Raw genomic sequence first — 24,556 nt, 5'->3', positions numbered from 1 at the left:
CTTTATTCAAACTTTTTAACCTTATATTCCCAATTTCCTAATCTAGAATAAGTAACCTTTAAAATTAATGAATTTTTTTTATCAAACCATATATCAAAATTAAGTCTTTTATCTTTTGGTAAAGACATGTCTTTTGAGGTTAATTTAAAATGATCCACGTCATAGGTTTTACCGTAGAGTTCGATTTTTTCTTTAGCAACAAAGGTTACTACTTGTTCTTTGATGCTACCTGATATTGGACTAATTTGACTATCAGTTTGTAAAATTTTATGGCTCCACCAGTTTCCAACTACGTTATTTATTGATGCTATACCACTATAGGAAGAGCCCTGAATATCAAATTTATTTGTTTGTTTATTAAATTCTAAATTTACATATTTTTTTTTATCATTTTGAAGTGTTTTGGAATTAAAAGAAATTAATTGATCTTTAATATACTTTTCTTCTCCATACCCTTCAATTTCAAAAATTGTTGCACCAAATAATTTCACTGTAAATTTAATTTGATTTGTAACTGTTGTCTTATCTCCATCCTTTTTAAAAAAATAATAATTATAACCAATAACTTCACCATCTTTTAAAATCTCCATTTCAATTTTATTAAATTTATTATAATGCGCCATATGAGCATTAGAGCTGAGTGAATATGCCAAGAAAAATATTAATATTAAAAATTTTTTCATAAAGGAGTAACAATAATAGACTTTAGTTTTAAAAGAAGTAATTTATTGAAAATATGTTCTTGAAAATTAAAAATATTCCTAAGGTATATTGGAGTTCTGAAAAACCATTAAATCTTAAACCAAAAATTTCAACTTTCTTTTTTTTGTGTCTTGGATTAGTTTTATTTGGTCTAGGTGAGGGATTATTAATAGTCTCTTTTGCGGGGGCTTCTCCTTGGTCTATCCTTGCACAAGGTATTGCATTGAATGTTGATCTTTCAATTGGAATAATAACAGTATTAATTAGTATTGGAGTTTTGTTTCTTTGGTTGCCACTTAAACAAAAACCTGGAATTGGAACAATTTTAAATGCAATAATTATTGGTTTAATGATCGATGTCTGCATAAAATTTATACCAACCCCTGAAAATTATTTAAATCAATTAATTTTAGCAACAATTGCTGTACTTACGGTTGGTCTTGGTGGGGGGATTTATCTTGTTGCAAACTTAGGTGCAGGACCAAGAGATGGACTAATGGTTGGTTTACAAAAAAAAACTAACTTACCCATTGCAACTGTAAGAGCTTTTCTTGAAATAACAGTGATGTCTATTGGGTGGTATTTAGGTGGAACAGTTGGAGTTGGAACTTTATTATTTGCTTTTGGAATAGGACCTTCGGTTGCTTTAGGATTATATCTTGTTGGAAAAACTTTTAATTAAAGAGGTGTTCCAGATTTCTCATTCTTTTTTCTGTCATTAGGATTTAGAATGGCTTTTCTTAATCTAAGAGATTTTGGAGTAATCTCCAAGGCTTCATCAGTATTTAGCATACTTAATTGTTCAGCAATTGACATTTGTCTTACTGGTGTAAGTACAACATTTTCATCAGTTCCTTGAGTTCTCATATTCGTTAACTGCTTACCTTTCATGACATTAATAATCATATCACCTGGTTTTGGGGCTAATCCGACAATCATTCCTTCATAAACAGGATCATTATGAGTTACAAACATTTCACCTCTTGCCTGCAAGTTAAATATTGCAAATGCAACAGCTTTTCCGTTTGCCATTGAAATTAAAGCACCATTTTTTCTGCCATCCATTTCACCTTCAAATTTTCCATAACCATGAAAGATTCTATTAATTACACCAGTACCCTTTGTTAAAGTTAAAAATCTACTTGTGTAACCCATCAAGCCTCTTGTTGGTGCATGAAAGATTAATCTTTTTTTATCTTTTCCTGTATCTTTAAGATCAAGTAATTTACCTTTTCTTCTATTCATTGAGTCAATAATCTTTGATGAAAACTCTTCATCTACATCAACAGTAATCTCTTCAATTGGTTCTAGTCTGTTACCATTATCATCTTTTTGGTATAAAACTTTTGGAGGACTTACAGTCATTTCAAAACCTTCACGTCTCATTTGTGTTAGTAGAATTTCAAGCATTAGCTCGCCACGACCACTAATTACAAAAGCGTCTACGTTTGCATTTTGAGAAAAAGAAATTCCAACATTATTTTGTGCTTCAGTAACCAGTCTATCTCTGATTTGAGTACTTGTTAATTTTTTACCTTCTGTCCCAGCTAAAGGTGAACTATTCACACTTATAGTAATAGACATTGTTGGAGGATCTATTGGAGTTGCTGGAAGTGGATCGTTTACTTCAAGATCACAAATTGTATCTGCTACATTAGCTTTTTCTAAACCTGCAATTACAACAATATCTCCTGCTTCACCAACTTCAATAGGTACTTTTTTTGTTCCCTCGTATCTAAAAATTTTAGTTAATCTACCTTCATCAACTTTCTCACCTTTAAGATTTATTGCTTTAATAGGCTGGTTAGCTTTTGCTGTTCCTTGAGATATTTTTCCAACTAAACTTCTACCTAAGAAACTATCTGCGTATAATAAAGTAGATAGCATTGCGAAAGGTTTAGTTTTATCAAGGTCTGCTGGCTTAACATGTTCTATGATTAAATCTAATAATGGGTGTAGATTTTCTCTTGGTCCATCTACCTCTTTATCTGCCCATCCAGATCTTCCACTTGCGTACATAACTGGAAAGTCTAACTGTTCTTCGTTTGCATCTAAACTTACAAATAAGTCAAATGTTTCATCTAAAACTTCATTAGCTCTTTGATCGGCTTTATCTAGTTTGTTGATTACAACAATGGGCTTTAAACCTTGCTTAAGAGCTTTTGCTAACACGAATTTTGTTTGTGGCATTACACCTTCAGCAGAATCAATTAATAATAAAGCACCATCAGCCATACTTAAAACACGTTCTACTTCAGCTGCAAAATCTCTGTGACCTGGTGTATCGATAATATTAACTCTAGTACCTTGCCAATCAATAGAAGCAGGTTTAGCTAGAATAGTAATTCCTCTTTCTTTTTCCAACTCCCCAGAGTCCATCAATCTTTCATCTACAACTTCATTTTCTCTAAATGAACCACTTTGTTTCATTAGATTATCAATCATAGTTGTTTTACCATGGTCAACGTGAGCGATAATTGTGATGTTTCGAATATTGTTACTCATAATTTGACGCTCTTATACATTAATTGAGTCATTTGAAAACTTAAAAAAAATCAATATTTACTCACTTAAATTAATTTTTCTAAAAATTCACTTCTTGTGATTGTTATAAAAACGTATAGATATCCCTATATAAATTAGACGTATTAAAGGATTAAGAGCATATCTCCTTAAATTTTAAAAAATCTAAATACCTAAATGGAAAACTTTAAATTACTAAAAATAGAAGATTCGTTAAAGAATTCATTGGAAAAAATGAAGTTTACGAAACCAACTCCAATTCAGGCAATGGCAATTCCTGTTGCTTTAGAGGGAAAAGATATTTTAGGAACAGCTCAAACAGGAACTGGAAAAACATTGGCATTCAGCATTCCTCTAATAAATAAATTAATATTAGATAAAAATGCATTTGCATTAGTTATGTGTCCAACTAGAGAGCTTGCAACTCAAGTAATGGCTGCAATTAAAAGCATTATTAGTGATAAAATTAACATTAAAACTGCCTTACTTATTGGTGGAGAGGCAATGCAAAAACAACTTAGACAACTTGGTAATAGATCAAGAATAATAGTTGGAACTCCTGGAAGAATTAATGACCACTTAAAAAGAAAAAGTTTAAATCTATCAGCCACTAAATACCTAGTACTAGATGAAACTGACAGAATGTTAGATATGGGTTTTACCCCTCAAATAGAATTAATTTTAAAATTTGTTCCAAAAGATCATCAAACTTTATTATTTTCTGCAACACTACCTCAGAATATTGTTAGAATTTCTGAGAGATATCTAAATAAGCCTCAAAGAATTTCAACAGGGTCAACATCAGTACCTATTGCAAAAATTAAACAAGAAACTCTTCAAGTTTTTAAAGAGAATAAATACGATCAACTAGTAGACCAATTTATAGCAAGAAAAGGATCAATATTAGTTTTTGTTAAAACTAAAAGAGGTGCTGATAAAATGGTTAAGCGTCTTAAAGAAGAGGGTCATTCAGCGGATGCTATTCATGGAGATCTTCGTCAAAGTAAAAGAGATCGTGTAATTACCTCATTTAGAAAAGGCCTTAAGAGAATATTAATTGCAACAGATGTTGCTGCAAGAGGTTTAGATATTCCTTTAATTCAACATGTAATTAATTTTGATCTTCCACAAGTACCAGAAGATTATGTTCATAGAATTGGAAGAACTGCTAGAGCAGGAACAGAAGGTTCTGCTTTAACTTTTCTTACCCCAGATGATAGATCGATGTGGAATGAAATTAGTAAATTAATTGATCCAAATTTTAAACCTGCACCTCGTGGCGCAAGAGGAGACTCAAGAGGAGGAAAAAGAGGAAAAGCTCCTTACAATAAAAAAAGAAAATTCAGAGATGAAAAAAAATCATTTGGCAAAGGAAGACCTGACCGATCATCAAGAGATGGAGAGAAAAAAAGTTTCGGTTACAAAGGAAAATCTAGTTTTGGAGATAAATCAAAACCCTCTAGTTACGGAAGATCTAGTTCATCATCAAGAGATGGAGAGAAAAAAAGTTTCGGTTACAAAGGAAAATCTAGTTTTACAAAAAAAGATAACTCGAAACCAACAGGATTTACAAATAATCCAAAATACTTTGGAAAAAAAACATCTGAAAGTTCATCTACTAGTGGAGAGAAAAAAAGCTCTAGTTTTGATGGAAAGAAGAAGTTTAAAAGTAGAAGTGATAGACCTAAAAGCTTTACCTTCAAAAAACATAGTCAAAAAAGAGCTAAAGTCTAGGATTTTTTAGATTTCTCTTTTTTCTTTTTTCTTTTTTCTTTCAGGCTTAATTTTGGTTTTTTAGCAGTACTTGAATCTTTAAATGATTTTCCACTGTATCTTTTTGACATATCTTAATCTTATAACAGCTTAATAAAAAAAAAGGCCACCTTAAAAAGATGGCCTTTGAATTTCTTTTTGAAAAGAGTGGGATTACATGCCCATTCCACCCATACCACCCATGCCGCCCATTCCACCAGGCATTCCACCAGGCATTCCACCAGCACCAGAATCTTTATCATCTGGTTTATCAGCAATCATGGCTTCAGTAGTTACAAGTAATCCAGCAATCGAAGCTGCATCTTGTAAAGCTGTTCTTACAACTTTAACAGGATCGATGATACCTTTTGCAAACATATCAACGTATTCTTCGTTCTGAGCATCGTAACCCATATTCTTTTTATTTTGTTCAAGTAGTTTTCCAACTACAACTGAACCATCAACTCCAGCATTTAAAGTTATTTGTCTAATAGGAGCCTGTAAAGCTTTAGCAACTAATGCAACACCAGCTTTTTGATCGTCTCCTTTAACTTTAAGTGTGTCAAGACTTTGTGAAGCGTATAAAAGAGCACAACCACCACCAACTACTATTCCTTCTTCAGCAGCAGCTCTAGTTGCATTAAGAGCATCTTCAACTCTATCTTTTCTTTCTTTAACCTCTACTTCAGTTGCACCACCAACTTTGATTACAGCAACTCCACCAGCAAGTTTTGCCAGTCTTTCTTGAAGTTTTTCTCTGTCATAATCAGAAGTTGTTTCACCTACTTGTTGTTTGATTTGAGCACATCTAGCTTCAATTTCAGATTTCTTGCCATTGCCGCTAATGATTGTGCTGTTATCTTTATCAACTTTAACTCTCTTACAAGATCCAAGATCAGTAAGTTTAACGTTTTCAAGCTTAACACCAATATCTTCTGAGATAACCTGACCGCCTGTTAAAATTGCAATATCATCAAGCATTGATTTTCTTCTATCACCAAAACCTGGAGCTTTAACTGCAACAACTTTTAAACCACCTCTAAGTTTATTTACAACAAGAGTTGCAAGAGCTTCGCCCTCAACATCTTCAGAAATAATCATTAGTGGTCTACCAGCTTGCACAACAGCTTCTAAAAGTGGAACCATTGGTTGTAAGTTAGTTAATTTCTTTTCATGCAATAAGATGAAAGGGTTTTCTAACTCTGTAGTCATTTTATCAGCGTTAGTAATAAAGTATGGTGATAAATAACCTCTATCAAACTGCATACCTTCAACAACGTCTAACTCAGTTTCTACTCCCTTAGCTTCTTCAACAGTGATAACACCTTCATTGCCAACTTTTTGCATAGCTTTTGCAATCATGTTACCAATTTCTTTATCACCATTAGCTGAAATAGTTCCAACCTGAGCAATTTCATCAGTATCTTTTACTTTTTTTGCTGAAGCAATTAAACTTGCTTTAACATGATCTACTGCTGAATCTATTCCTCTTTTAACATCCATAGGGTTCATGCCAGCTGTTACATATTTTACACCTTCTTTAACAATTGCTTGTGCTAAAATAGTTGCTGTAGTTGTTCCATCACCAGCTTCCTCATTTGTTTTGCTAGCAACTTCCTTAACCATTTGAGCACCCATGTTTTCAAATTTATCTTCAAGATCAATTTCTTTTGCAACAGAAACACCATCTTTAGTAATTCTTGGTGCACCATAAGATTTGTCGATAACAACATTTCTACCTTTTGGTCCAAGAGTAACTTTTACTGTGTTAGCAAGGATATCAACACCTCTTATCATTGCTGCTCTTGCTTCAGAGTCGAATTTTACAACTTTTGCCATTTTATTTTCTCCTTTAAATTAAATTATTTGCCAGAAATACCCATAATGTCAGACTCTTTCATTATGCTGTATTCTTTGCCATCTATTTTGATTTCAGTTCCTGACCATTTGCCAAAAAGAACTTTGTCTCCAACTTTCACATCCATTGGAATTAGTTTTCCATCTTCAGTTTTTGCACCACCACCAACAGCAATAACTTTACCTTCTTGAGGCTTTTCTTGAGCTGTATCGGGGATAATTATTCCTCCAGCAGTTTTTTCACTACTGTCTAAAACTTCTATTAAAACTCTATCGTGTAACGGTTTAAATTTCATAAATTCTCCTTTTATTATGCGACTCATATAGCTATTAGGTTTACTATTTCAAGAGATGTTAAAAAAAATATGTAAGGCAAAAAACCAGAGAAATTGTGTTTTTTATAAGTTATACCTCCCATAATGACTAAGAATTTAGATAAGGATGGATTAAGGTCGATTGTAGAGAATTATGATATTTTTTATATCGATTTATGGGGTGTTGTTCATAATGGGATAACTCTTCATAAAAACGCAATCGAAGCCTTAGAAGAAATCACCAAAGCAAACAAAGACTATGTTCTTTTAACCAATGCGCCAAGACCTAATAAAATAGTAAACAATTTTTTAGAAAAAATGGGGATGAATAAAGAAATTAGAGAAAAAGTTTATTCTTCAGGAGAAGCAGCGCTGAATTATTTAAAAAAAAATTCTCTAGAAGAAAAGTTTTATCATGTGGGACCACCAAGAGATTTTGATTTATTTTTAGATTTTAAAAAAAATAAGACTAATAACATTAAAGAAAGCTCATACTTACTCTGTACAGGATTATTTGAAGAGCAAAGTGAGGATTTAAAATATTACAAAGAGTTATTCAAAGATCATATGGATAAGAAAATGATATGCACTAATCCAGATTTAATTGTTGATAGAGGTGAAAAAAGAGAATTATGTGCAGGGTCTGTAGCTCTTGTTTTTGAAAAAATGGGTGGAGTGGTTACTTATTTTGGAAAACCATTTCCTGAAGTTTATAATCAAGCAATTAATAACGAAGGAAAAAGAGTTTTATCTATCGGTGATAATTTAAATACAGATATTAAGGGAGCCAATCTTTTAAATTTTAATTCATTAATTATATCAAATGGTGTTCATAAAGATGAAATTAAAAAAGAAGGAATCGATGTAATTTCAAAAAAATATGAAGTTGTTGTAAACTTTATTCAAACAGAATTAAAGTGGTAAAATATGAAACTGTATAAAGATTTTAAAATTTCAAATAATCATAAAAAATCAATTATCTTGATTGGAAATTTTGATGGCGTTCATTTAGGTCATCAAAAATTATTTAAATTAGCAAATACTTATAAAAAAAAATTTAATCTAAAAATTGGTGTTTTAACATTTGAGCCAATGCCTAAAATGTTTTTTAATAAAAGTTTTAAAAACTTTAGAATTTCAAATATAAATCAAAAAAAAATAATTTTAGATCATTTAGGGGTTGATTTTATAATTACTAAAAAATTTGATAAAAAATTTTCTGCAATTAAGTCTGATTTTTTTATTAAAGAAATTTTATCAAAAAAATTAGAAGCTCAATACATATTTGTTAGCAATAACTTTAGATTTGGTAATAAAAGAGAGGGAGATGTTAGGCAGTTAATAAAAAATGAAGGAAGATACCATTACAAAATAGTAAAACCACAACCATTAATTTTAAATAAAAAAGTTATCTCCTCAACATATATCCGCTCTCTTCTAGAAAAAGGGCAGTTAAAGAAAACTAATAAGTTATTAAGTCGAAATTGGTCAATTGAAGGAATTGTTCAAAAGGGAAGACAGCAAGGAAAAAAAATTGGTTTTCCAACCTGCAATATTGATATTAAGGATTATGTGATTGCGATGCCTGGAGTGTATGCTGTTAAAGTAAAACAAAAAAACTCCAATAAATCACTAAAAGCGATTGCCAATCTTGGTTATAGACCAACTTTTAATCAAAAAAAAATTTTATTAGAAGTGCATATTTTTAATTTTTCTGGAAATCTTTATAATAAGTATTTATCAGTAGAGTTCACAAAATTTATAAGAAAAGAGAAAAAATTCAAAAACGTTGATCAATTAAAAAAACAAATTCAAAGTGACTTAAAAGTCGCTAAAAAAAGTTAACATGAGCAAAGAAAATATAAATTTACCTAAAACAGCTTTCTCCATGAAAGCAAATTTACAGAACAAAGAACCTGAAATTTTAGAATATTGGAAAAAAATTGACCTTTATAAGGAGTTGAGAAAATCTAATAAGGGAAAAGAGAAGTTCATACTTCACGATGGTCCACCATATGCGAATGGTAATATTCACATGGGCACTGCTTTAAATAAAATTTTAAAAGATATTATTGTTAAATTCCATCAAATGGATGGTAAAGATTCTGTATATGTCCCAGGATGGGATTGTCATGGTTTACCCATTGAGTGGAAAATCGAAGAACAATATAAAAAAAACAAAAAAAATAAAAATGAAGTTCCAATAACAGAATTTAGAAAAGAGTGTAGAGAGTTTGCTGAAAAATGGATTGAAGTTCATAAAACACAATTTAAAAGACTAGGTGTTGTTGGAGATTGGGATAATCATTACGCAACAATGAGCTTTGAAGCAGAAGCCCAAATTGTAAGAGAATTAGGAAAATTTTTAAAAGAAGGAAGTCTTTATAGAGGTTTTAAACCTGTTCTTTGGTCAACTGTAGAAAAAACAGCTTTAGCAGATGCTGAAGTTGAGTATCAAGATCATAAATCAGATACAATTTATACAGCCTTCCCAGTTAAGAAAACAAATATAGAAGAATTAGAAAATACAGATGTTATTATATGGACTACCACTCCATGGACTATACCTGCAAACAAAGCTCTAGCTTATAATGAAGCCTTAGATTATTTAATAATTGAATTAGGTGATGAAGGAGATTTTAAGAATAAAAAAATAGTTGTTGCGGAAGCTCTACTAGAGTCTGTAATCAAAGATTGTGAAATCAAAAGTTACAAAGAAATAAAAAAATTTAAGGGTAAGGATTTTAAAGATACAATTTGTAGTCACCCTTTCTTAGATCTTGGTTATGATTATGATATACCAATGCTTGAAGCAAGATTTGTTACAACAGAACAGGGAACAGGTATTGTTCATTGTGCACCCAGTCATGGTCCTGATGATTTTAATCTTTGTTTAAAGCATGGGATAAAAGCCATAGAGACAGTAGATGGTGATGGTAAATATACTAAAAATCTTCCTTTATTTGAGGGAACTCATATTTTTAAAGCTAATCCAATTGTTATTGAAAAATTAAAAGAACAAAAAAAATTATTATCTAATGGGGAACTAGTTCATTCATATCCACATTCATGGAGATCAAAAGCACCTCTTGTTCATAGAGCAACTCCGCAATGGTTTATTTCTATGGAAAGTCATGGCTTGAGAAAAAAAGCATTAAAAGCTCTTGATGATACTAAATTTTATCCAGACAAAGGCAGAGAAAGAATAAAAGCAATGATTGAAACAAGGCCAGATTGGTGTGTTTCAAGACAAAGAGTTTGGGGAGTTCCACTTCCAATATTTGTTCATAAAACTACTAAAGAAATTTTAGTAGATGATAATGTAAATGAGAATATTGCGAGCATTTATGAAAAAGAAGGTTCTGATTGTTGGTTTTCTGATAGTCCTCAAAGATTTTTAGGAGATAAGTATAAAGCAGAAGATTACGAAAAAATAAGTGATATTGTTGAAGTTTGGTTTGATAGCGGTTGCACTCATGCATTTGTTTTAGAAAAAAGAGAAGATCTTCAATGGCCAGCATCAATGTATTTAGAGGGTTCTGACCAGCATAGAGGATGGTTCCATTCGTCACTTTTAGAATCTTGTGGAACAAGAGGGAGAGCGCCTTATGAGTCGATATTATCACACGGATTTGTTGTGGATGGCAAAGGTTTAAAAATGTCAAAATCTGTTGGAAACGTAATTGCACCTGAGGATATTCTAAAAAAATATGGTGCTGATATTTTAAGAATATGGGTTGCGTCATCCAATTATGAGGAGGATTTAAGAATAGATTATTCAATTTTAGAACAGCATGCGGATTCTTATAGGAAAATTAGGAATACCTTTAGATATTTATTAGGAAATTTAAATGATGATTTTAAAAAGATAGATTTAGAAAAATTAGATTTAAATCAATTACCTGAATTAGAGCAATATATGCTTCATAGAGTATATGAGCTAAATAAAAATTTTAAAAACTATTTTAGATCATATGATTTTCATAATCTTTATAAAGAACTATTGAATTTTTGTACTGTAGATTTATCTGCATTTTATTTTGATATCAGAAAAGATGCTTTATATTGTGATAGCAAAGACTCGGAAAGAAGAAAAAGTTGTATTATAGTTTTAAATATATTGCTTGAGTCTTTAAGCAAATGGTTTGCACCAATTTTATCATTTACAACTGAAGAAATTTTTACGTTGATTAATAAAGATAAAAAAAGCATTCATCTTGAAAAATTTATGGAGTTTCCAAAATCTTTTGAAAACAATCAATTAAATAACAAATGGATTGAATTAAAAAAAATAAGAGATATTTGCAATATTAGTATAGAAGCAAAACGAGCAACTAAAGAGATAGGCTCAAGCTTAGAGGCAAATATATTAATTAATTTAAATGATAAAATGATTGATAGTTTTAAAGATATAGATTTTTCAGAGTTATGTATCACTTCAAGTGCTATAGTTGAAAAAAGTTCATCAAGTGAAATAACAGTAATTACAAATAAAGCTGAAGGTGAAAAATGTACTGTCTGCTGGAAAATAAATAAAAATGGCTGTGAAAGACATCCAAACTAAAAAAATTAAATACCTAAAGTGAATTTAAAAAAAATATCAATCGACATTTTACTTATCTTTTTTATTTTTTTAGTCGATAGGGTTTCTAAAATTTACATTATTAAAATTAGCGAAATAGAAAGTAAAGTTGATATTTATTTGACCGAGTATCTGAATTTTTACGTTATTTGGAATAAAGGGATCGCCTTTGGATTATTTTCTTTTAATGAAAGTTTTATTTATAACTTGATCACTTTAATAATAGCACTGATAAGTATTATATTAGTGATAATGATCTATAATAGTAATGGCTTTAAAAAAATATCCTTAATATTTGTTCTTGGTGGAGCATTAGGAAATCTTTTTGATCGAATATATTATTCTGCAGTACCAGACTTTATTGATTTTCACTTTAAGGATTTTCATTGGTTTGTCTTTAATATCGCAGATATATTTATAACATTAGGTGTTATATGCCTTATTTTTGATGAAATATTTGCTAATAATAAAAAAAATGAAAAATCTATTTAAAAAAATATTTATTACATTAACAATTTTGTTTATGGTCAGCGCCTGTCAAAGTGTCAAAGATGGCTTGACTGGAAAAAAACAATCCAATTCAGACGAATTTTTAGTTAAGAAAAAAAATCCATTATCACTTCCACCAGATTTTGAAAATTTACCAGAACCAACAACTTTAAATAAAGATGATAATCAGGAAGAAAGTGAGATTAGTTTGAAAGAAATTTTAACTAAAGGCTCTAATACTGAGAGCACAGTTACTTTATCTGAGTCACCAGATAGTTCATTAGAAAAAAGTATATTAGAAAAAATTAAAAGCAATTAATGCTTACAAAAAATATTAAATTTAAAAATTTTAAGATTAAAAAAAATAGTAAGAAAATAAAAAAAGACCTAAAAAATATTTTACTTAATAGAAATGCAGTATTAGATTCTCTAAGTACAAATTATAAGAGTAGCTATAATAAAAAAACTATTCTTAAATTTAAAAAATTTAGCAATATAAGAATAATTGGTATGGGTGGCTCGATTCTAGGAACAGAATCTATTTTTTATTTCTTGAAGAGTAGAATAAAAAAAAATTTATTTTTTTTTAATAATCTTCAGTCAAAGATTGATACAGGTTCTAGTAAAAAAAAGTACCTAAATATTATTGTTTCAAAATCAGGAAACACTCTTGAGACAATATCAAATTCAAATATTATTATTAAAAATCAAGATAAAAATATTTTTATTACAGAAAATAAAAATAATTATTTACACTTATTGGCTCAAAAATTAAAAACTGAAATAGTACACCATAATAATTTTATTGGAGGCAGATATTCTGTTCTCTCTGAAGTGGGAATGTTACCTGCTGAACTTATGGGTTTAAATAGTACTAAATTTAAACAATTAAATAACCTGATTAAAAACAAAAAATTTATTGATGCTTTAGTTATAAATGTAAATAATTCTTTATATTTTTTAAAGAAAAAAAAATTTAACTCAATTATTCTTAATTATGACGAAAGTTCAGAAAGTTTATTCAGATGGTATCAGCAATTAATGGCTGAAAGTTTAGGAAAAAAGGGAAATGGAATTTTGCCTACAATATCATTAATGCCAAAAGATAATCACAGTGTGATGCAGCTTTACTTAGATGGCCCAAAAAATAATTTTTTTACTTTTTTTCATGTCAGCAATAAAAAATCAGATAAAATTATTAATAGCAAGATTCTTGATTCACACAGTCATTTAAAAAATAAAAGTCTCAGCGAAATAATTATTTCTCAAAAATTAGCAACGGAAAAAGTTTTTTTAAATAAAAAAATTCCCTTTAGAAGTTTCGAAATAATCAATCGAAATGAAAATGCTTTAGGAGAGTTATTTTGTTTTTTTATCTTAGAAACTATTTTAATTGGAAGAGCGTTAAAAATTAACCCATATGATCAACCTGCTGTAGAGCTCATCAAAAAAGAGACAAAAAAAATATTATTTTAATAAGTATACGAACCAAAAAATACCCTTGATATTCCGTAAGTTTTTTCTTCAATAATCCTAAATACTTTTGGAAATTCATCTTTATCTTTTTTGTGTCTATGAATAATTATTATTCCGTTATCTTTTATTATCTTTGCCTCAAATATATCTTTTATTATTTTACTCAGGTTTTTTTCTTTATAAGGAGGATCCATGAAAATAATATCAAACTTAGTATCAAAGTTTTTAAAATCTAATTGGTTTAAAATGTTTTTATCGATCACCGATGAATTATCTTTGTAACCAAGATTAAAAATATTCTTTTTTAAGATTGGCAAAACAATACTGTAGTTTTCTACAAAAGTTACACTTTTGGAACCTCTAGAAAGGCACTCAAGTCCAAAAGACCCTACTCCAGAAAATAAATCTAAAATATTTGATTTTTCAAGTGCAGTATTAAATTTATTTGAATGAGTAATTATATTGAATATAGATTCTTTTGTTAAATCTTTAAGTGGTCTCGTATTAATATCTATAGGATCAAATATTTTTTTACCTTTTGATTTTCCAGATATTATCCTCATTCATTAATAACCTTGTAACCAATATCTTTTCGGTAAAAGCCACCATTCCAATTAAGTGATTTAATCATATCTATTATCTTTATTCTAGAGGTAGAAAAATTTTCTGATAAAGAGACAAAATTTAAAACTCTCCCACCAATTGCATAGAATTTATCATCAATAAGTTTTGTTCCAGCATGGAAGCAATATTCATTTGTGCCTAATTTTATTTCATCCAAATGTTCAATCAAAATATTTTTTTCAAATTGGTCTGGATATCCATTTGAGCACATTACAATACATAAACTTTTTTTATTATGCCATTCTATCTGAGTGTTATTTAGTTTTTCATTACAACAGGATAAAAATATTTCTAATAAATTAGATTTTAGTTTTGGTAAAATAGTTTGACACTCAGGATCTCCCATACGTACGTTATATTCTATTAAATAGGGCTCACCTTCTACAATCATGAGGCCTGCATATAAAAAACCTTTATAGGTTGTGCCCATTTCTTTTAAACCTAAAATTGTCGGTTCAATAATTTTTGATAAAATTTTTTTATCTAATTCATCATTAATTAATCTTGAGGGAGAGTAGGCACCCATACCTCCAGTATTTTTACCCACATCTCCTTCTGAAACTCTTTTATGATCTTGAGCAGTGTCAAACTTTTTTATTGTTTTACCATCACTAATTATGAAATAACTCATTTCTTCACCATTTAAAAATTCTTCAACTAGCAAGTTATGAGCAATACCAAATTTACCATTAAAAATTTCATCTATTGCAATTTTAGCTTCATCTAGCTTATTACAAATATAAACACCTTTTCCAGAAGCCAATCCATCAGCCTTTATAACAATAGGATATTTAGTTTTATTTATAAATTGCTTAGCTTCAACAATATTTTGAAAAATTCCAAAGTTAGCAGTTGGAATATTATATTTTTTACATAAGTTTTTTGTAAAAATTTTTGAACCTTCTAATTGAGATGCAATTTTGTTAGGACCAAAAACTTGAATATTGTTTGCTTCTAAAAAATCTACAATTCCCTCTACGAGTGGCTTTTCAGGACCAACAATAATTAAATCAATCTTATTTAATTTTATAAAATCTTTTAATTCATTGAAATTTTCTAAGTTTATTGAAATATTTTTGGCAATTTTTGCTGTTCCAGCATTTCCTGGAAAACAATATAATTGCTCTATTTTTTTAATATTACTGAGTTTGTGACAAATAGCATGTTCACGACCACCACTTCCTATTATCCCAACTTTCATGTAATAATGTATAAACTAAAAATGAATAAAAAATTAGCAAAAATAAAATATTTACCAAATAATTTTGAAGTTATTGAGGAGGGTGATCATGTAATTTGTGCGGTATCTGGTAAGAAGATTGATCTAAATACTTTGAATTATTGGAATGTAGATTTGCAAGAACCATATTATTCGTACGTCGAGGCAGCAAAAAAAAGAGAAAGTGTATAACTTTAAAGAATTCTTATTTCCAACGATTATGAGACCAAATCCATTGTTCAGGATTTTTTAAAATCATTTTTTCTAACAAATTGTTTAAGTTTAAAGTTATCGACTCAATTGTTTCATCACCTGAAAAATTTATTGGCTCATGTATAGTAATTTGGAAATTTGTGCCCTGTATTCTTTCAATATAAACGGGGATTATTTTGCATTTAAATTTTTTAACAAATTGTGCAGGAATAGTAGTTGTAAAACACTCATCATTAAAAAATTTAGCCTTAATACCTTGAGAAACTCTTTGATCAATCATGAGTGCTATAGAAGTTTTCTGTTTGAAAAATCCAAGTAATTGTTTAGTACCTGAAATTCCTTTTTTGATTTGATTTTTACAAATGTATTTTTTTCTTACCCTCTCCATTATATAGTTAAGAAATTTATTATTAAGCGGCCTATAAATTGCTGCTAGGTTAATCCCTGATTTTTCAATATGTAGAGCCATTAATTCAAAGTTATTGAAATGTCCTGAAACAAATATAACAGGCTCATTATCTTTTTTAATTTTTTCAAGCACATCTTGACCTTTAACTTTTATATTATTATTAAATTTGGTCCCTCTAAAATTTTTTATAAAAACGTATTCAGCAAGTATTCTTCCATAATTTCCCCACATCTTTTTGGAAATTTTATCTAATTCCTCAGGACTTAAATGTGGAAGTGCTCTAAGAATATTTGATTTAATCAAATTTTTAGATCTAAAAAAGGGCCCAAAACTAGATGCAATTTTATTAGAAATAAATGAAGCAATTTTAAGCCCTAAAATTCTAAATAAAAGAAGAAGTGTTATTATAATTAAAAATTGAAAAAAATATTTTATTAATTTCATATATATTTTTTTAAATGATTTATTAGCCTATCTTCATTCTTGATATCCAGCTCAACTTTTAAATATCTAATATCATTGTTATTGATTGATTTAATCTTAATATAATCTTTTTCAGTAGTTAATATCTTTAAATTAAGTTTTTTTGCCTGATATTTTATTTGGTCAATATCCTTATGAGTATAGTTGTAATGATCGGGAAAAATTATTTCTTTAGTTATTTTAATATTATTATTGATCAATGTTTGTCTAAAACTTTCAGGATTACCTATGCCTGAAAAAACCATATATTCATCGTTAATATTAAATTCTTTGATATTTATAGCTTTATAGTTAGTCTCAAATATTTCAATATTAGCATTATAACTTTTTAATAGTAACTTTAGTTTAGAGTTATCTACCTCATTTCCATTAATAAAAGCCATGTCGTACTTTGAGATACTATTTATTTTTTCTCTTAGAGGTCCAGCAGGAATTAAAAAACCATTTCCAATTAATTTTAAATCATTGAAGCAAACAATTTTTAGATCATAATTGATTGATCTATCTTGTAGACCATCATCAAAAATTGCCACATCTTTATTGTCTAGAATTGCCTTATTAAGTCCATCAATTCTATTTTTTTCACAGTAAAGTTTAGTTTTTTCAGATAGCATTTTTTGCTCATCATAATGGCTTTTGTAAAACTTTTTAATAGTGCAAGCATTAATATCAAATTTATTTAAAATTTGATAAATTTTTATTGTCAATGGAGTTTTTGCTGTGCCACCTACATATATATTTCCTACACAAATTTTTTTAGGCTTATGATTTCTTTTTTTATCTTTTTTTTTATTTAAGAAAAAATTATTTAAAATTAGAGGAAAAGTTAGTGGTAATAAAATATATGACAATAAATTTGGACGTTGATAGTCCCAAAATTTTGGTTTTTTAAATTTCATTTTTCTTTATATGAAAGTTTATCTCATTTAACGTTGAGTTTAAAATTTTAGAACTAAGATTTTTTATTTTTAATTGAAGTTTTTTAGAGTTGCTTTTACTGTTCAGTATGTTGCTAACTTTAAGAGTTAATTGATTGGGTGTGGTAACTTTATGTGATGCTCCATTAGCTTTTAAAAGGTTATAAATTTCTTTAAAATTCCATATATTTGGACCATGTAATATTTGACACCCATACTTTGCTGCTTCCAAAGGATTTTGCCCTCCATGTTTAATAATTGAGCCTCCTAAAAAAACAGTTTTACTAATCTTAAAAAAGGATTGGGTTTGTCCAAAAGTATTTACTAGGTATATATCTGTTTTTTTATCAATCTTTTTTTTAGAGTCATGCAAGTGAATTTTTAAATTCATTTCCTTTATATCTTGGAGAATTTTTTTAACTCTATGAATATGTCTTGGTATTATAATTGTTAATAAGTTTTTATACTTAACTTTAAGTTTTTTATGTGTATTTGCACATATTTTTTCTTCAATTCCATGTGTGCTGGATGCACACCATATTTTTTTTGTTAAAAAAAATTTATTTAAATTACTACTTAATTCATTTGTAGTTTGTTTGCTTTGAGTAAATTTTAAATTACCAAAATATGAAATTTTTTTTGCCCCAAGTAATCTTAAATAATTCTTAGACGCCAAGCTTGATGATATGCATATGTCAAAATTTTGAAATATCGTTTTAGCTGAGGAAGAAAAAAACTTCCATTTCTTAAAAGATTTCTCAGTTATTCTTGCGTTAATTAACATTAATGATATTGATTTTTTTTTTATATTTGTGAGCATATTTGGCCATATCTCGGAATCTATAAAGATTGCAATGGATGGATCCCAATATCTTAAAAATTTATTTGTATTGTAATTTGTATCTATTGGAAAAAATTGATGGACAGTTTTTTTTAATTTTAATTTTGATAAAATTTTAGAAGAACTTAGTGTATTTGAAGTTATTAAAATTTGTTTGATTTCTTTATTTTTTTCTAACTTTTCTATTAATGGAATTACACTTAGTATTTCTCCAACACTTGCACCATGAAACCATATTAATTTTCCCTTTAGCTTCTTTTTAGAAAAAAAACCAAGTTTTTCTTTAAATCTTAGTGGATCCTCTTTTTTTTGCAATAATCTTATTAAAATAATTATAGGTAATAAAAGTAAAATTAAATTTATTAATATTCTATAAAAAAGAAACATTAAACTTTCTTAATTTGTTTTTCATAGAAGTTCTTGTAAACTTTTGAATTAGCTAATAATTGGTCATGCGTTCCTTCACCAACAACTGTGCCAGCATCTATTACATAAATTTTATCTGAGTTTAAAATTGTTGATAATCTATGAGCTATGACAATTGTTGTTCTATCTTTGATTAAAAAATTTATAGCATCTTGAATTTTATTTTCAGTTTCTGCATCTAGTGACGATGTTGCCTCATCTAACAGAATAATTTGACTTTTCTTTAGCATTGCTCTCGCTATAGATAGTCTTTGTTTTTCTCCACCAGACAATCTTGTTCCATTTTCACCAATAATAGTTTCATACTTATTTGGAAGTTTTTCTATAAATTCACTGGCATAAGAATATTTTGCTGCTTCTTCAATTTCTTTTTGACTTGCACCTAGGTTTGCATATGCAATATTATTTCTAATCGTATCATCAAATAAAGTAGTGTCTTGACTAACGAGTGAGATATTTTTTCTAAGAGAGCTTATTGTACAATTATAGATTGACTGATTATCTATTTGTATATCTCCTGAAATTGCATCATAAAACCTTGGAATTAAATTTAATATTGTTGATTTACCAGCACCACTATGACCAACAATTGAAGTCATTTTTCCACCTAACATTTTTATACTTACTGAATTTAAGGTTTTGATTTCTTTTTCTTTTTCATACTTGAAAGATACATTTTTAAATTCGATATTGCCTTTATCAACTTTTATTTTAGAGTCATCTTTGTTTTGAACAAGTTCAGATTTTTCGTCAATAACAGGCAAAATTCTTTTTGCAGCTGAAAGCCCTTGGCTAATTGTTATATTCAATGTAGCAAGTGATCTAACCGGTTGATATGCTAGCATCATAGCTGCTAGAAAAGAGAAAAAATTATTTATATCAATCTCATTCTTTAAAACTAACTTTCCAGAGTAAAAAATTAAAACTGCTATCATGATACCAGTTAAGGTTTCCATTATTGGTGATGATCTCACATAGACAGTTGCAATTTTTATAGTTTTTTCTTTAACATCATTTATGAACTTTTCTGCTCTTATTTTTTCATATTTTTCCTGTTGAAAAATTTTAATAAGTCTATGATTTTTAAAAAGTTCAATTAAATATGTATTAAGAATTCCAGCTCTTAACATTTGTTCTGTTGCAACCTTACCTATTCTTTTACCCAAGGTTCTTGCTGCAAAAGTTGCTAGAGGTATCATTATAAGTGCCACCAAAGAAAGCTTCCAATTTTGAAAAAACATTACAATCAATAATCCGATTAAAGTTAAACTATCTTTGAAAATATTTAAAACTGCAGTGCTGATTAAGTTGGTAATATGACTTACATCATTAGTTATATTGGATATAAATTTTCCAGTATGTTTTCCATCAATTAATTTTGTATCAGCCTCAACTAAATTATTTAACATGTCACATTGAAGGTCTTTTCTTACTTCTTCTGAAACACCTATCATAAGAACTCTTGCCACATATAGTGAAAAGCCTTTTACTGCAAAAGCAATAATAATAAAAATTGGAATAATAATTATTAGTGCTTGGTCTTTTTCAATAAATATTTTTTCAATTGCTGGATCTAAGAGATAAGCTATCCCCGAAGTACTTCCAGCAACTAGTAGTGCAAAAAAAACTGATAATAGTATTTTTTTTATATGTTTTTTTGTATAATCGAAAAAAAGTCTTTTTATAATGTCTATTTTATTCATTTAAAATTTTCCAATTAAAATATTACACAAAACAATTGCACCAAAAAAATTATTACTTTTAAAAATTCTTAGACAATTTTTAGGATCTTTGAAATTAAAATTATGGATTTGATAAAAAAATAAATGAGTAGTTGGGATGAGAATAAAAAAATAAAACATTGTATTAAGCTTCATATAAATACCTACTAGTATTAAAGAAATTATAAAGATTAAATAGCATGTTGTTAAAAATAATTTTGGTTTTTTTTTAAATTTTATTGAAGTAGATTTTACTCCTATAATTTCATCATCTTTAATATCTTGAAACCCGTATATTGTGTCGTATCCCAGTGTCCAAAATATGGCTCCTAAGTAAAAGATAATAGCTACAGCATTTATTTCACCCTGTATTGCAGTCCATCCTAAAATTAGACCATAATTGAATGTTATTCCTAAAAATAGTTGAGGCCAATAAGTAAATCTTTTCATTAATGGATAAGTAAATGCTAAAGGCATAGAGCCAAGGGCCAAGATAATTGTTAAATTATTAAAATTAATTAAAACTAAAAAAGCAATCGAACATAAAATAATAGCATAGAGCAATCCCAATTTAACAGAGACATTACCTGAAGCGATCGGTCTATTTTTTGTTCTTGAAACTTTTTTATCAAATTCTTTGTCAGAAATATCATTTACAATGCATCCTGCAGAACGCATTAGAACTGATCCTAAAAAAAATAATAATAAGTAAAAAAAATAATCATTTAAGTTTTTTGAGAAATCATAAGCAAGAGTTAGTCCCCATGCACAAGGCCAAAATAATAACATATAGCCAATAGGTCTTTTCAATCTTGTTAGTTCAATAAAGAGATTTAATTGTTTCATAATAATTTACTTGTAAATAACAAAGGCTAGTTTCATAATCAAACTGATTCGTATGAATATAGATTACACAGTTACAGCATTGATGTTTCCAGCCATTCCTTTATTGATGAGTGTATATAGCAACAGATTTCATTCTTTGAGTAAGCTTATTAGACAGCTTCATGATGAACATGTGTATGAAAATCATATTCCTCCTGAGTGGAAAAAACAGTTTATAAATTTAAGTGGAAGAATTGTTCTTTTAAAATGGACTATTATGTTTGCTGCATTTGGTTTCTTATTTAATATGTTGACTGTGTTTGCCCTTTATTTGAATGAAATTTTTGCTGCAAGATTAATCTTTGGATCTTGTTGTTTATCGATGATGATTTCAATCGTTGTTTTTATGAGAGAAATTCAAGTATCAACAAATGCATTAAAATTGCATATGTCTGATATGGATGTTGACTTAGATTAATTAGGAATAATAACTGCAGGACCGGTTAGTAGTCTTGCTTCTAATTCTTCATGAGCTTTTTTAGCATCATCAAGCGAATATTTTTTTGAAATTTCAACTTTAAATTTTCCAGATAAGATGGCATCAAAAACTTTTTTAGCAGATTCAACCAACTCTTCTCTTGTCATGGTGTAATGTGCAATTGAAGGACGAGTAAAAAATAATCCTTTTGCATTAATATGTTTTTTAACATCTATCGTATCAACGTAACCTGATGCGTTACCAAAAGCGACCATCATACCTCTAACCTTTAAGGTTTCAATTGATCCATCAAAAGTTTTAATACCAACACCATCATAGACAACATCAACTCCATTTTTACCTGCAATTTTTTCCACCTCTTCAACAAAGTTTGTATCAGTATAATTTATTACATGATGACAACCATTTTTTTTAGCAATAGTCTCTTTTTCTTTAGAGCCAACTGTTCCAATGACTTCAGCTCCTAATGCATTAGCCCACTGACATAAAATTTGACCCACACCACCAGCTGCTGCGTGGTATAATACTTTATCCCCTTTTTTAATTGGATAAGCTCTGTGTAATAAATATTCAGCAGTAATCCCTTTAAGCATAATACAAGATGCTATTTCATCTGAGATACCCTCTGGAACTAAAACTAATTTTTCTTGAGGAAACAATTGTTTTTCTGAATAACTTCCAATTGGCATTGAAGAGTGAGCCACTCTATCTCCAACTTTAAACAGATCAACTTCTGAACCAACTTCTTCTATTATTCCACATGCCTCTAGGCCAATTCCACTTGGAAGAGGAATAGGATACAAACCTGTTCGGTGATAAACATCAATATAGTTAAGTCCAATTGATAAATTTTTGATCAAAACTTCTTTTGGACCTGGTTTACCGATTTCAATATCTTTAACCTCTAATACTTCAGGACCACCAAATTTTCCTATTTTAATAGTTTTCATTATTTTACAAATGTATCATTATGATAATCTTGAACTGCTTGCAAGATCTCTGCTTTAGTATTCATTACAAATGGACCCCCTCTAGCAATAGGCTCACCAATTGGCTTTCCAGATATCAATAAAAACTTGGCTTTAGTTAAGCTAGAGACTTTTAACTTTTCTCCTCTAGTCAAAATAATTAAAGTAGAATCTTTAACGGCATCATGATCTTGATTGCCAACTTTAATTTCACCCTCAATTAAATATATTAATGAATTGTGAGTTGAGGGAAGATCAAAATTAAATTCTTTTCCTTTTTCAAGCTCTACATCAAAATAAACAGGTTCAACATTGTGACCTTTAACAGGTCCTTCTGCATCTTGAAATTTTCCAGCAATCACTTTGACAGTTTTATCATCATCTTTATGAGTGCTCATTTTATCTGCATCAATATAAATATATTCAGGTTTAGTCATTTTCAATTTAGCAGGCATGTTTACCCATAATTGAAATCCATGAAGCTTACCTTCTTTCATTGCAGGCATTTCTGAATGAATGATACCACTTCCAGTTTTCATCCACTGAACATCTCCAGCAGTCATTATTCCCTCGCCACCTGTACTGTCTTTATGTTCAAAGTCGCCAGCAAGCATATATGTTACTGTTTCAATTCCTCTATGAGGGTGAGGAGGAAAGCCTCCAATATAATCGTCTTTATTTTCAGAACCAAATTCATCCAACATTAAAAAGGGATCATGGTAATCAATAAGGTGAGTGCCAATACTTCTCTTTAATTTAACACCAGCACCATCTGATGCTGCAACTGGCTCTATTATTTTTTCTACTTCAATATTATTCATTTCTATCCTCTATTTATTGTTTTGCTTATTATTTATAACTCCACCAAATGACACACCAGATAGCTAGCTCATTTCCTTAATACCCTTACTCTAATAAATTAAATCTTAAAATAATATGTAATTTTTTATAAGTGTCTTAATTTAAAGCATCAAGACACTTATATATTTAGTTAATTAACGATTATTTAATTTTTTATCTAGACTGAAATCTTTTGTTTCATTAACAACTAAGAATAAAAAACCCCCAGCAAGAGCAATATTTTTCATAAAAGATATAAACTGCATTTGATCAGAAAGATTATTATGAAAAATAACCGCTGTGGCGATACAAAATATACTTAATAAAGCTGCTGAAACTTTTACTTTATATCCAATCATAATTAATATCGGTGCACCTATCTCAAGTATGATAGCTGGTATTAAAAAAATGCCAGGTACACCTAAAGACTCCATCCAACCAACTGTTCCTTCATAGTTTCCAATTTTATTAATTCCACTTAACAAAAAAATTAGAGAGATAAGTATTCTACCAGTCAGATCTAAGATATTGTTCATATTTTTAGTTCTTTTACTTGCTTTAATCATTACTTGCTGTGTGAACCATCGCAAAGAGGCTGGTTGTTAGTTTGTTTACAAGCACAAAAAAATACTTTTTTTGTTTCTTCTGCTTTGTAAGCTAGAGGAGTGAATTCTGAACCTTGATGAGATCCATCACAAAATGGTTGCTTTGAACTCTTTCCACATGAACACCAGTAGTAAGATTTATCTTTCTCTACATCTACTGCAATTGGTCCATTACCTGCGTTTTGTCCTTTAGTCATATTGATCCTTTCAATTTATTTGACTTCTATTTAGTGCTTTGGTATTAATAAAGCAATAACGCAAAGTAAACATA

25 protein-coding genes are annotated in these 24,556 nt (G+C 28.9%); 10 read left to right on the top strand and 15 right to left on the bottom strand.

Annotation, left to right across the window (positions count from 1 at the left end):
* Positions 1-2: 2 nt before the first annotated feature.
* A complete protein-coding gene (locus AC5SLT_RS05875) occupies positions 3-683 on the bottom strand; it encodes a DUF6134 family protein (protein ID WP_271616237.1) in 681 nt (226 codons plus the stop codon).
* A gap of 53 nt (positions 684-736) precedes the next feature.
* Between AC5SLT_RS05875 and yczE the strand changes: the two genes are divergently transcribed.
* Entirely contained in the window at positions 737-1,384 is a 648-nt protein-coding gene (yczE, locus tag AC5SLT_RS05870; RefSeq protein WP_027306921.1) for a membrane protein YczE, read from the top strand.
* Here the strand turns inward: yczE and typA are convergent.
* Positions 1,381-3,207 (bottom strand): translational GTPase TypA, encoded by a 1,827-nt coding sequence (gene typA / locus AC5SLT_RS05865; RefSeq protein ID WP_006997745.1) that lies wholly within the window; start codon positions 3,205-3,207, stop codon positions 1,381-1,383. The genes yczE and typA overlap by 4 nt on opposite strands.
* 195 nt (positions 3,208-3,402) lie before the next feature.
* Between typA and AC5SLT_RS05860 the strand changes: the two genes are divergently transcribed.
* Entirely contained in the window at positions 3,403-4,959 is a 1,557-nt protein-coding gene (locus AC5SLT_RS05860) for a DEAD/DEAH box helicase (protein WP_494591667.1), read from the top strand.
* 192 nt (positions 4,960-5,151) lie between these two features.
* Here AC5SLT_RS05860 and groL read toward each other — a convergent pair whose 3' ends face one another.
* The gene (gene groL, locus AC5SLT_RS05855; RefSeq protein WP_006997748.1) at positions 5,152-6,816 is read right to left on the bottom strand and encodes a chaperonin GroEL; all 1,665 of its coding nucleotides are present in this window, start codon (positions 6,814-6,816) and stop codon (positions 5,152-5,154) included.
* Positions 6,817-6,839: 23 nt separating this feature from the next.
* Positions 6,840-7,130, bottom strand: a complete 291-nt coding sequence (gene groES, locus AC5SLT_RS05850) for a co-chaperone GroES (RefSeq protein WP_006997749.1) — start codon at positions 7,128-7,130, stop codon at positions 6,840-6,842.
* A 123-nt stretch (positions 7,131-7,253) separates the two neighbouring features.
* Between groES and AC5SLT_RS05845 the strand changes: the two genes are divergently transcribed.
* The 6 genes from AC5SLT_RS05845 to AC5SLT_RS05820 are packed head-to-tail and all read left to right on the top strand — an operon-like array spanning position 7,254 to position 13,695.
* Positions 7,254-8,072, top strand: a complete 819-nt coding sequence (locus AC5SLT_RS05845; protein ID WP_494591665.1) for a TIGR01459 family HAD-type hydrolase — start codon at positions 7,254-7,256, stop codon at positions 8,070-8,072.
* 3 nt (positions 8,073-8,075) lie between these two features.
* Positions 8,076-8,993 carry a riboflavin biosynthesis protein RibF gene (gene ribF / locus AC5SLT_RS05840; protein WP_027307185.1) on the top strand — a complete coding sequence of 306 codons (918 nt, stop codon included), beginning with the start codon at positions 8,076-8,078 and terminating at the stop codon, positions 8,991-8,993.
* Position 8,994: 1 nt separating this feature from the next.
* Positions 8,995-11,712, top strand: coding sequence for an isoleucine--tRNA ligase (gene ileS, locus AC5SLT_RS05835; RefSeq protein ID WP_494591663.1), 2,718 nt, complete (start codon positions 8,995-8,997; stop codon positions 11,710-11,712).
* A gap of 9 nt (positions 11,713-11,721) precedes the next feature.
* The gene (gene lspA / locus AC5SLT_RS05830) at positions 11,722-12,222 is read left to right on the top strand and encodes a signal peptidase II (RefSeq protein ID WP_494592582.1); all 501 of its coding nucleotides are present in this window, start codon (positions 11,722-11,724) and stop codon (positions 12,220-12,222) included.
* Positions 12,206-12,538, top strand: a complete 333-nt coding sequence (locus tag AC5SLT_RS05825; RefSeq protein WP_494591661.1) for a DUF3035 domain-containing protein — start codon at positions 12,206-12,208, stop codon at positions 12,536-12,538. Before lspA ends, AC5SLT_RS05825 begins: the two co-directional genes overlap by 17 nt.
* Positions 12,538-13,695 (top strand): phosphoglucose isomerase-related protein, encoded by a 1,158-nt coding sequence (locus AC5SLT_RS05820; protein ID WP_494577854.1) that lies wholly within the window; start codon positions 12,538-12,540, stop codon positions 13,693-13,695. Before AC5SLT_RS05825 ends, AC5SLT_RS05820 begins: the two co-directional genes overlap by 1 nt.
* Here AC5SLT_RS05820 and rsmD read toward each other — a convergent pair.
* Complete coding sequence (gene rsmD / locus AC5SLT_RS05815) at positions 13,692-14,258, bottom strand: 16S rRNA (guanine(966)-N(2))-methyltransferase RsmD (RefSeq protein WP_494591660.1); 567 nt, start codon at positions 14,256-14,258, stop codon at positions 13,692-13,694. The two genes, AC5SLT_RS05820 and rsmD, sit on opposite strands and share 4 nt — an antisense overlap.
* The gene (gene purD / locus AC5SLT_RS05810; RefSeq protein ID WP_494591658.1) at positions 14,255-15,520 is read right to left on the bottom strand and encodes a phosphoribosylamine--glycine ligase; all 1,266 of its coding nucleotides are present in this window, start codon (positions 15,518-15,520) and stop codon (positions 14,255-14,257) included. The genes rsmD and purD overlap by 4 nt, the downstream gene beginning before the upstream one ends.
* A gap of 21 nt (positions 15,521-15,541) precedes the next feature.
* On the opposite strand from purD, the gene AC5SLT_RS05805 reads away from it, so the two are divergent.
* The gene (locus tag AC5SLT_RS05805; RefSeq protein WP_494591657.1) at positions 15,542-15,730 is read left to right on the top strand and encodes a DUF2093 domain-containing protein; all 189 of its coding nucleotides are present in this window, start codon (positions 15,542-15,544) and stop codon (positions 15,728-15,730) included.
* Positions 15,731-15,743: 13 nt separating this feature from the next.
* Here the strand turns inward: AC5SLT_RS05805 and AC5SLT_RS05800 are convergent, their stop codons facing one another.
* Genes AC5SLT_RS05800 through ubiA form a run of 5 tightly spaced genes read right to left on the bottom strand, consistent with a single transcriptional unit; the run spans position 15,744 to position 21,394 of the window.
* Complete coding sequence (locus tag AC5SLT_RS05800) at positions 15,744-16,604, bottom strand: lysophospholipid acyltransferase family protein (protein ID WP_494591655.1); 861 nt, start codon at positions 16,602-16,604, stop codon at positions 15,744-15,746.
* Positions 16,601-17,542 (bottom strand): tetraacyldisaccharide 4'-kinase, encoded by a 942-nt coding sequence (lpxK, locus tag AC5SLT_RS05795; protein WP_494591653.1) that lies wholly within the window; start codon positions 17,540-17,542, stop codon positions 16,601-16,603. Before lpxK ends, AC5SLT_RS05800 begins: the two co-directional genes overlap by 4 nt.
* The gene (locus tag AC5SLT_RS05790; protein ID WP_494591651.1) at positions 17,532-18,788 is read right to left on the bottom strand and encodes a 3-deoxy-D-manno-octulosonic acid transferase; all 1,257 of its coding nucleotides are present in this window, start codon (positions 18,786-18,788) and stop codon (positions 17,532-17,534) included. The genes lpxK and AC5SLT_RS05790 overlap by 11 nt, the downstream gene beginning before the upstream one ends.
* Positions 18,788-20,530 (bottom strand): ABC transporter ATP-binding protein, encoded by a 1,743-nt coding sequence (locus tag AC5SLT_RS05785; RefSeq protein ID WP_494591649.1) that lies wholly within the window; start codon positions 20,528-20,530, stop codon positions 18,788-18,790. Before AC5SLT_RS05785 ends, AC5SLT_RS05790 begins: the two co-directional genes overlap by 1 nt.
* Positions 20,531-21,394, bottom strand: a complete 864-nt coding sequence (gene ubiA, locus AC5SLT_RS05780; protein WP_271766916.1) for a 4-hydroxybenzoate octaprenyltransferase — start codon at positions 21,392-21,394, stop codon at positions 20,531-20,533. It abuts the gene before it with no gap.
* A gap of 52 nt (positions 21,395-21,446) precedes the next feature.
* Here ubiA and AC5SLT_RS05775 point away from each other — a divergent pair, with 52 nt between their 5' ends.
* Entirely contained in the window at positions 21,447-21,851 is a 405-nt protein-coding gene (locus AC5SLT_RS05775) for a DUF2721 domain-containing protein (protein WP_271486171.1), read from the top strand.
* Here the strand turns inward: AC5SLT_RS05775 and AC5SLT_RS05770 are convergent.
* The 4 genes from AC5SLT_RS05770 to AC5SLT_RS05755 all read right to left on the bottom strand — a co-directional run bounded on the left by AC5SLT_RS05770 (position 21,848) and on the right by AC5SLT_RS05755 (position 24,482).
* Positions 21,848-22,822 (bottom strand): quinone oxidoreductase family protein, encoded by a 975-nt coding sequence (locus tag AC5SLT_RS05770; protein WP_494591647.1) that lies wholly within the window; start codon positions 22,820-22,822, stop codon positions 21,848-21,850. The two genes, AC5SLT_RS05775 and AC5SLT_RS05770, sit on opposite strands and share 4 nt — an antisense overlap.
* Positions 22,822-23,661, bottom strand: a complete 840-nt coding sequence (locus AC5SLT_RS05765; protein ID WP_494591645.1) for a pirin family protein — start codon at positions 23,659-23,661, stop codon at positions 22,822-22,824. The genes AC5SLT_RS05770 and AC5SLT_RS05765 overlap by 1 nt, the downstream gene beginning before the upstream one ends.
* Before the next feature lie 174 nt (positions 23,662-23,835).
* Positions 23,836-24,246, bottom strand: coding sequence for a DoxX family protein (locus tag AC5SLT_RS05760; protein ID WP_018413556.1), 411 nt, complete (start codon positions 24,244-24,246; stop codon positions 23,836-23,838).
* Positions 24,246-24,482 (bottom strand): CDGSH iron-sulfur domain-containing protein, encoded by a 237-nt coding sequence (locus AC5SLT_RS05755; RefSeq protein WP_006997769.1) that lies wholly within the window; start codon positions 24,480-24,482, stop codon positions 24,246-24,248. Before AC5SLT_RS05755 ends, AC5SLT_RS05760 begins: the two co-directional genes overlap by 1 nt.
* Between the last annotated feature and the right edge of the window lie 74 nt (positions 24,483-24,556).

The organism is Candidatus Pelagibacter sp. PS_11 (assembly GCF_059417975.1).
The sequence above is the reverse complement of the archived record's forward strand: the minus strand, read 5'-3'. Positions and strand labels throughout refer to the sequence as shown.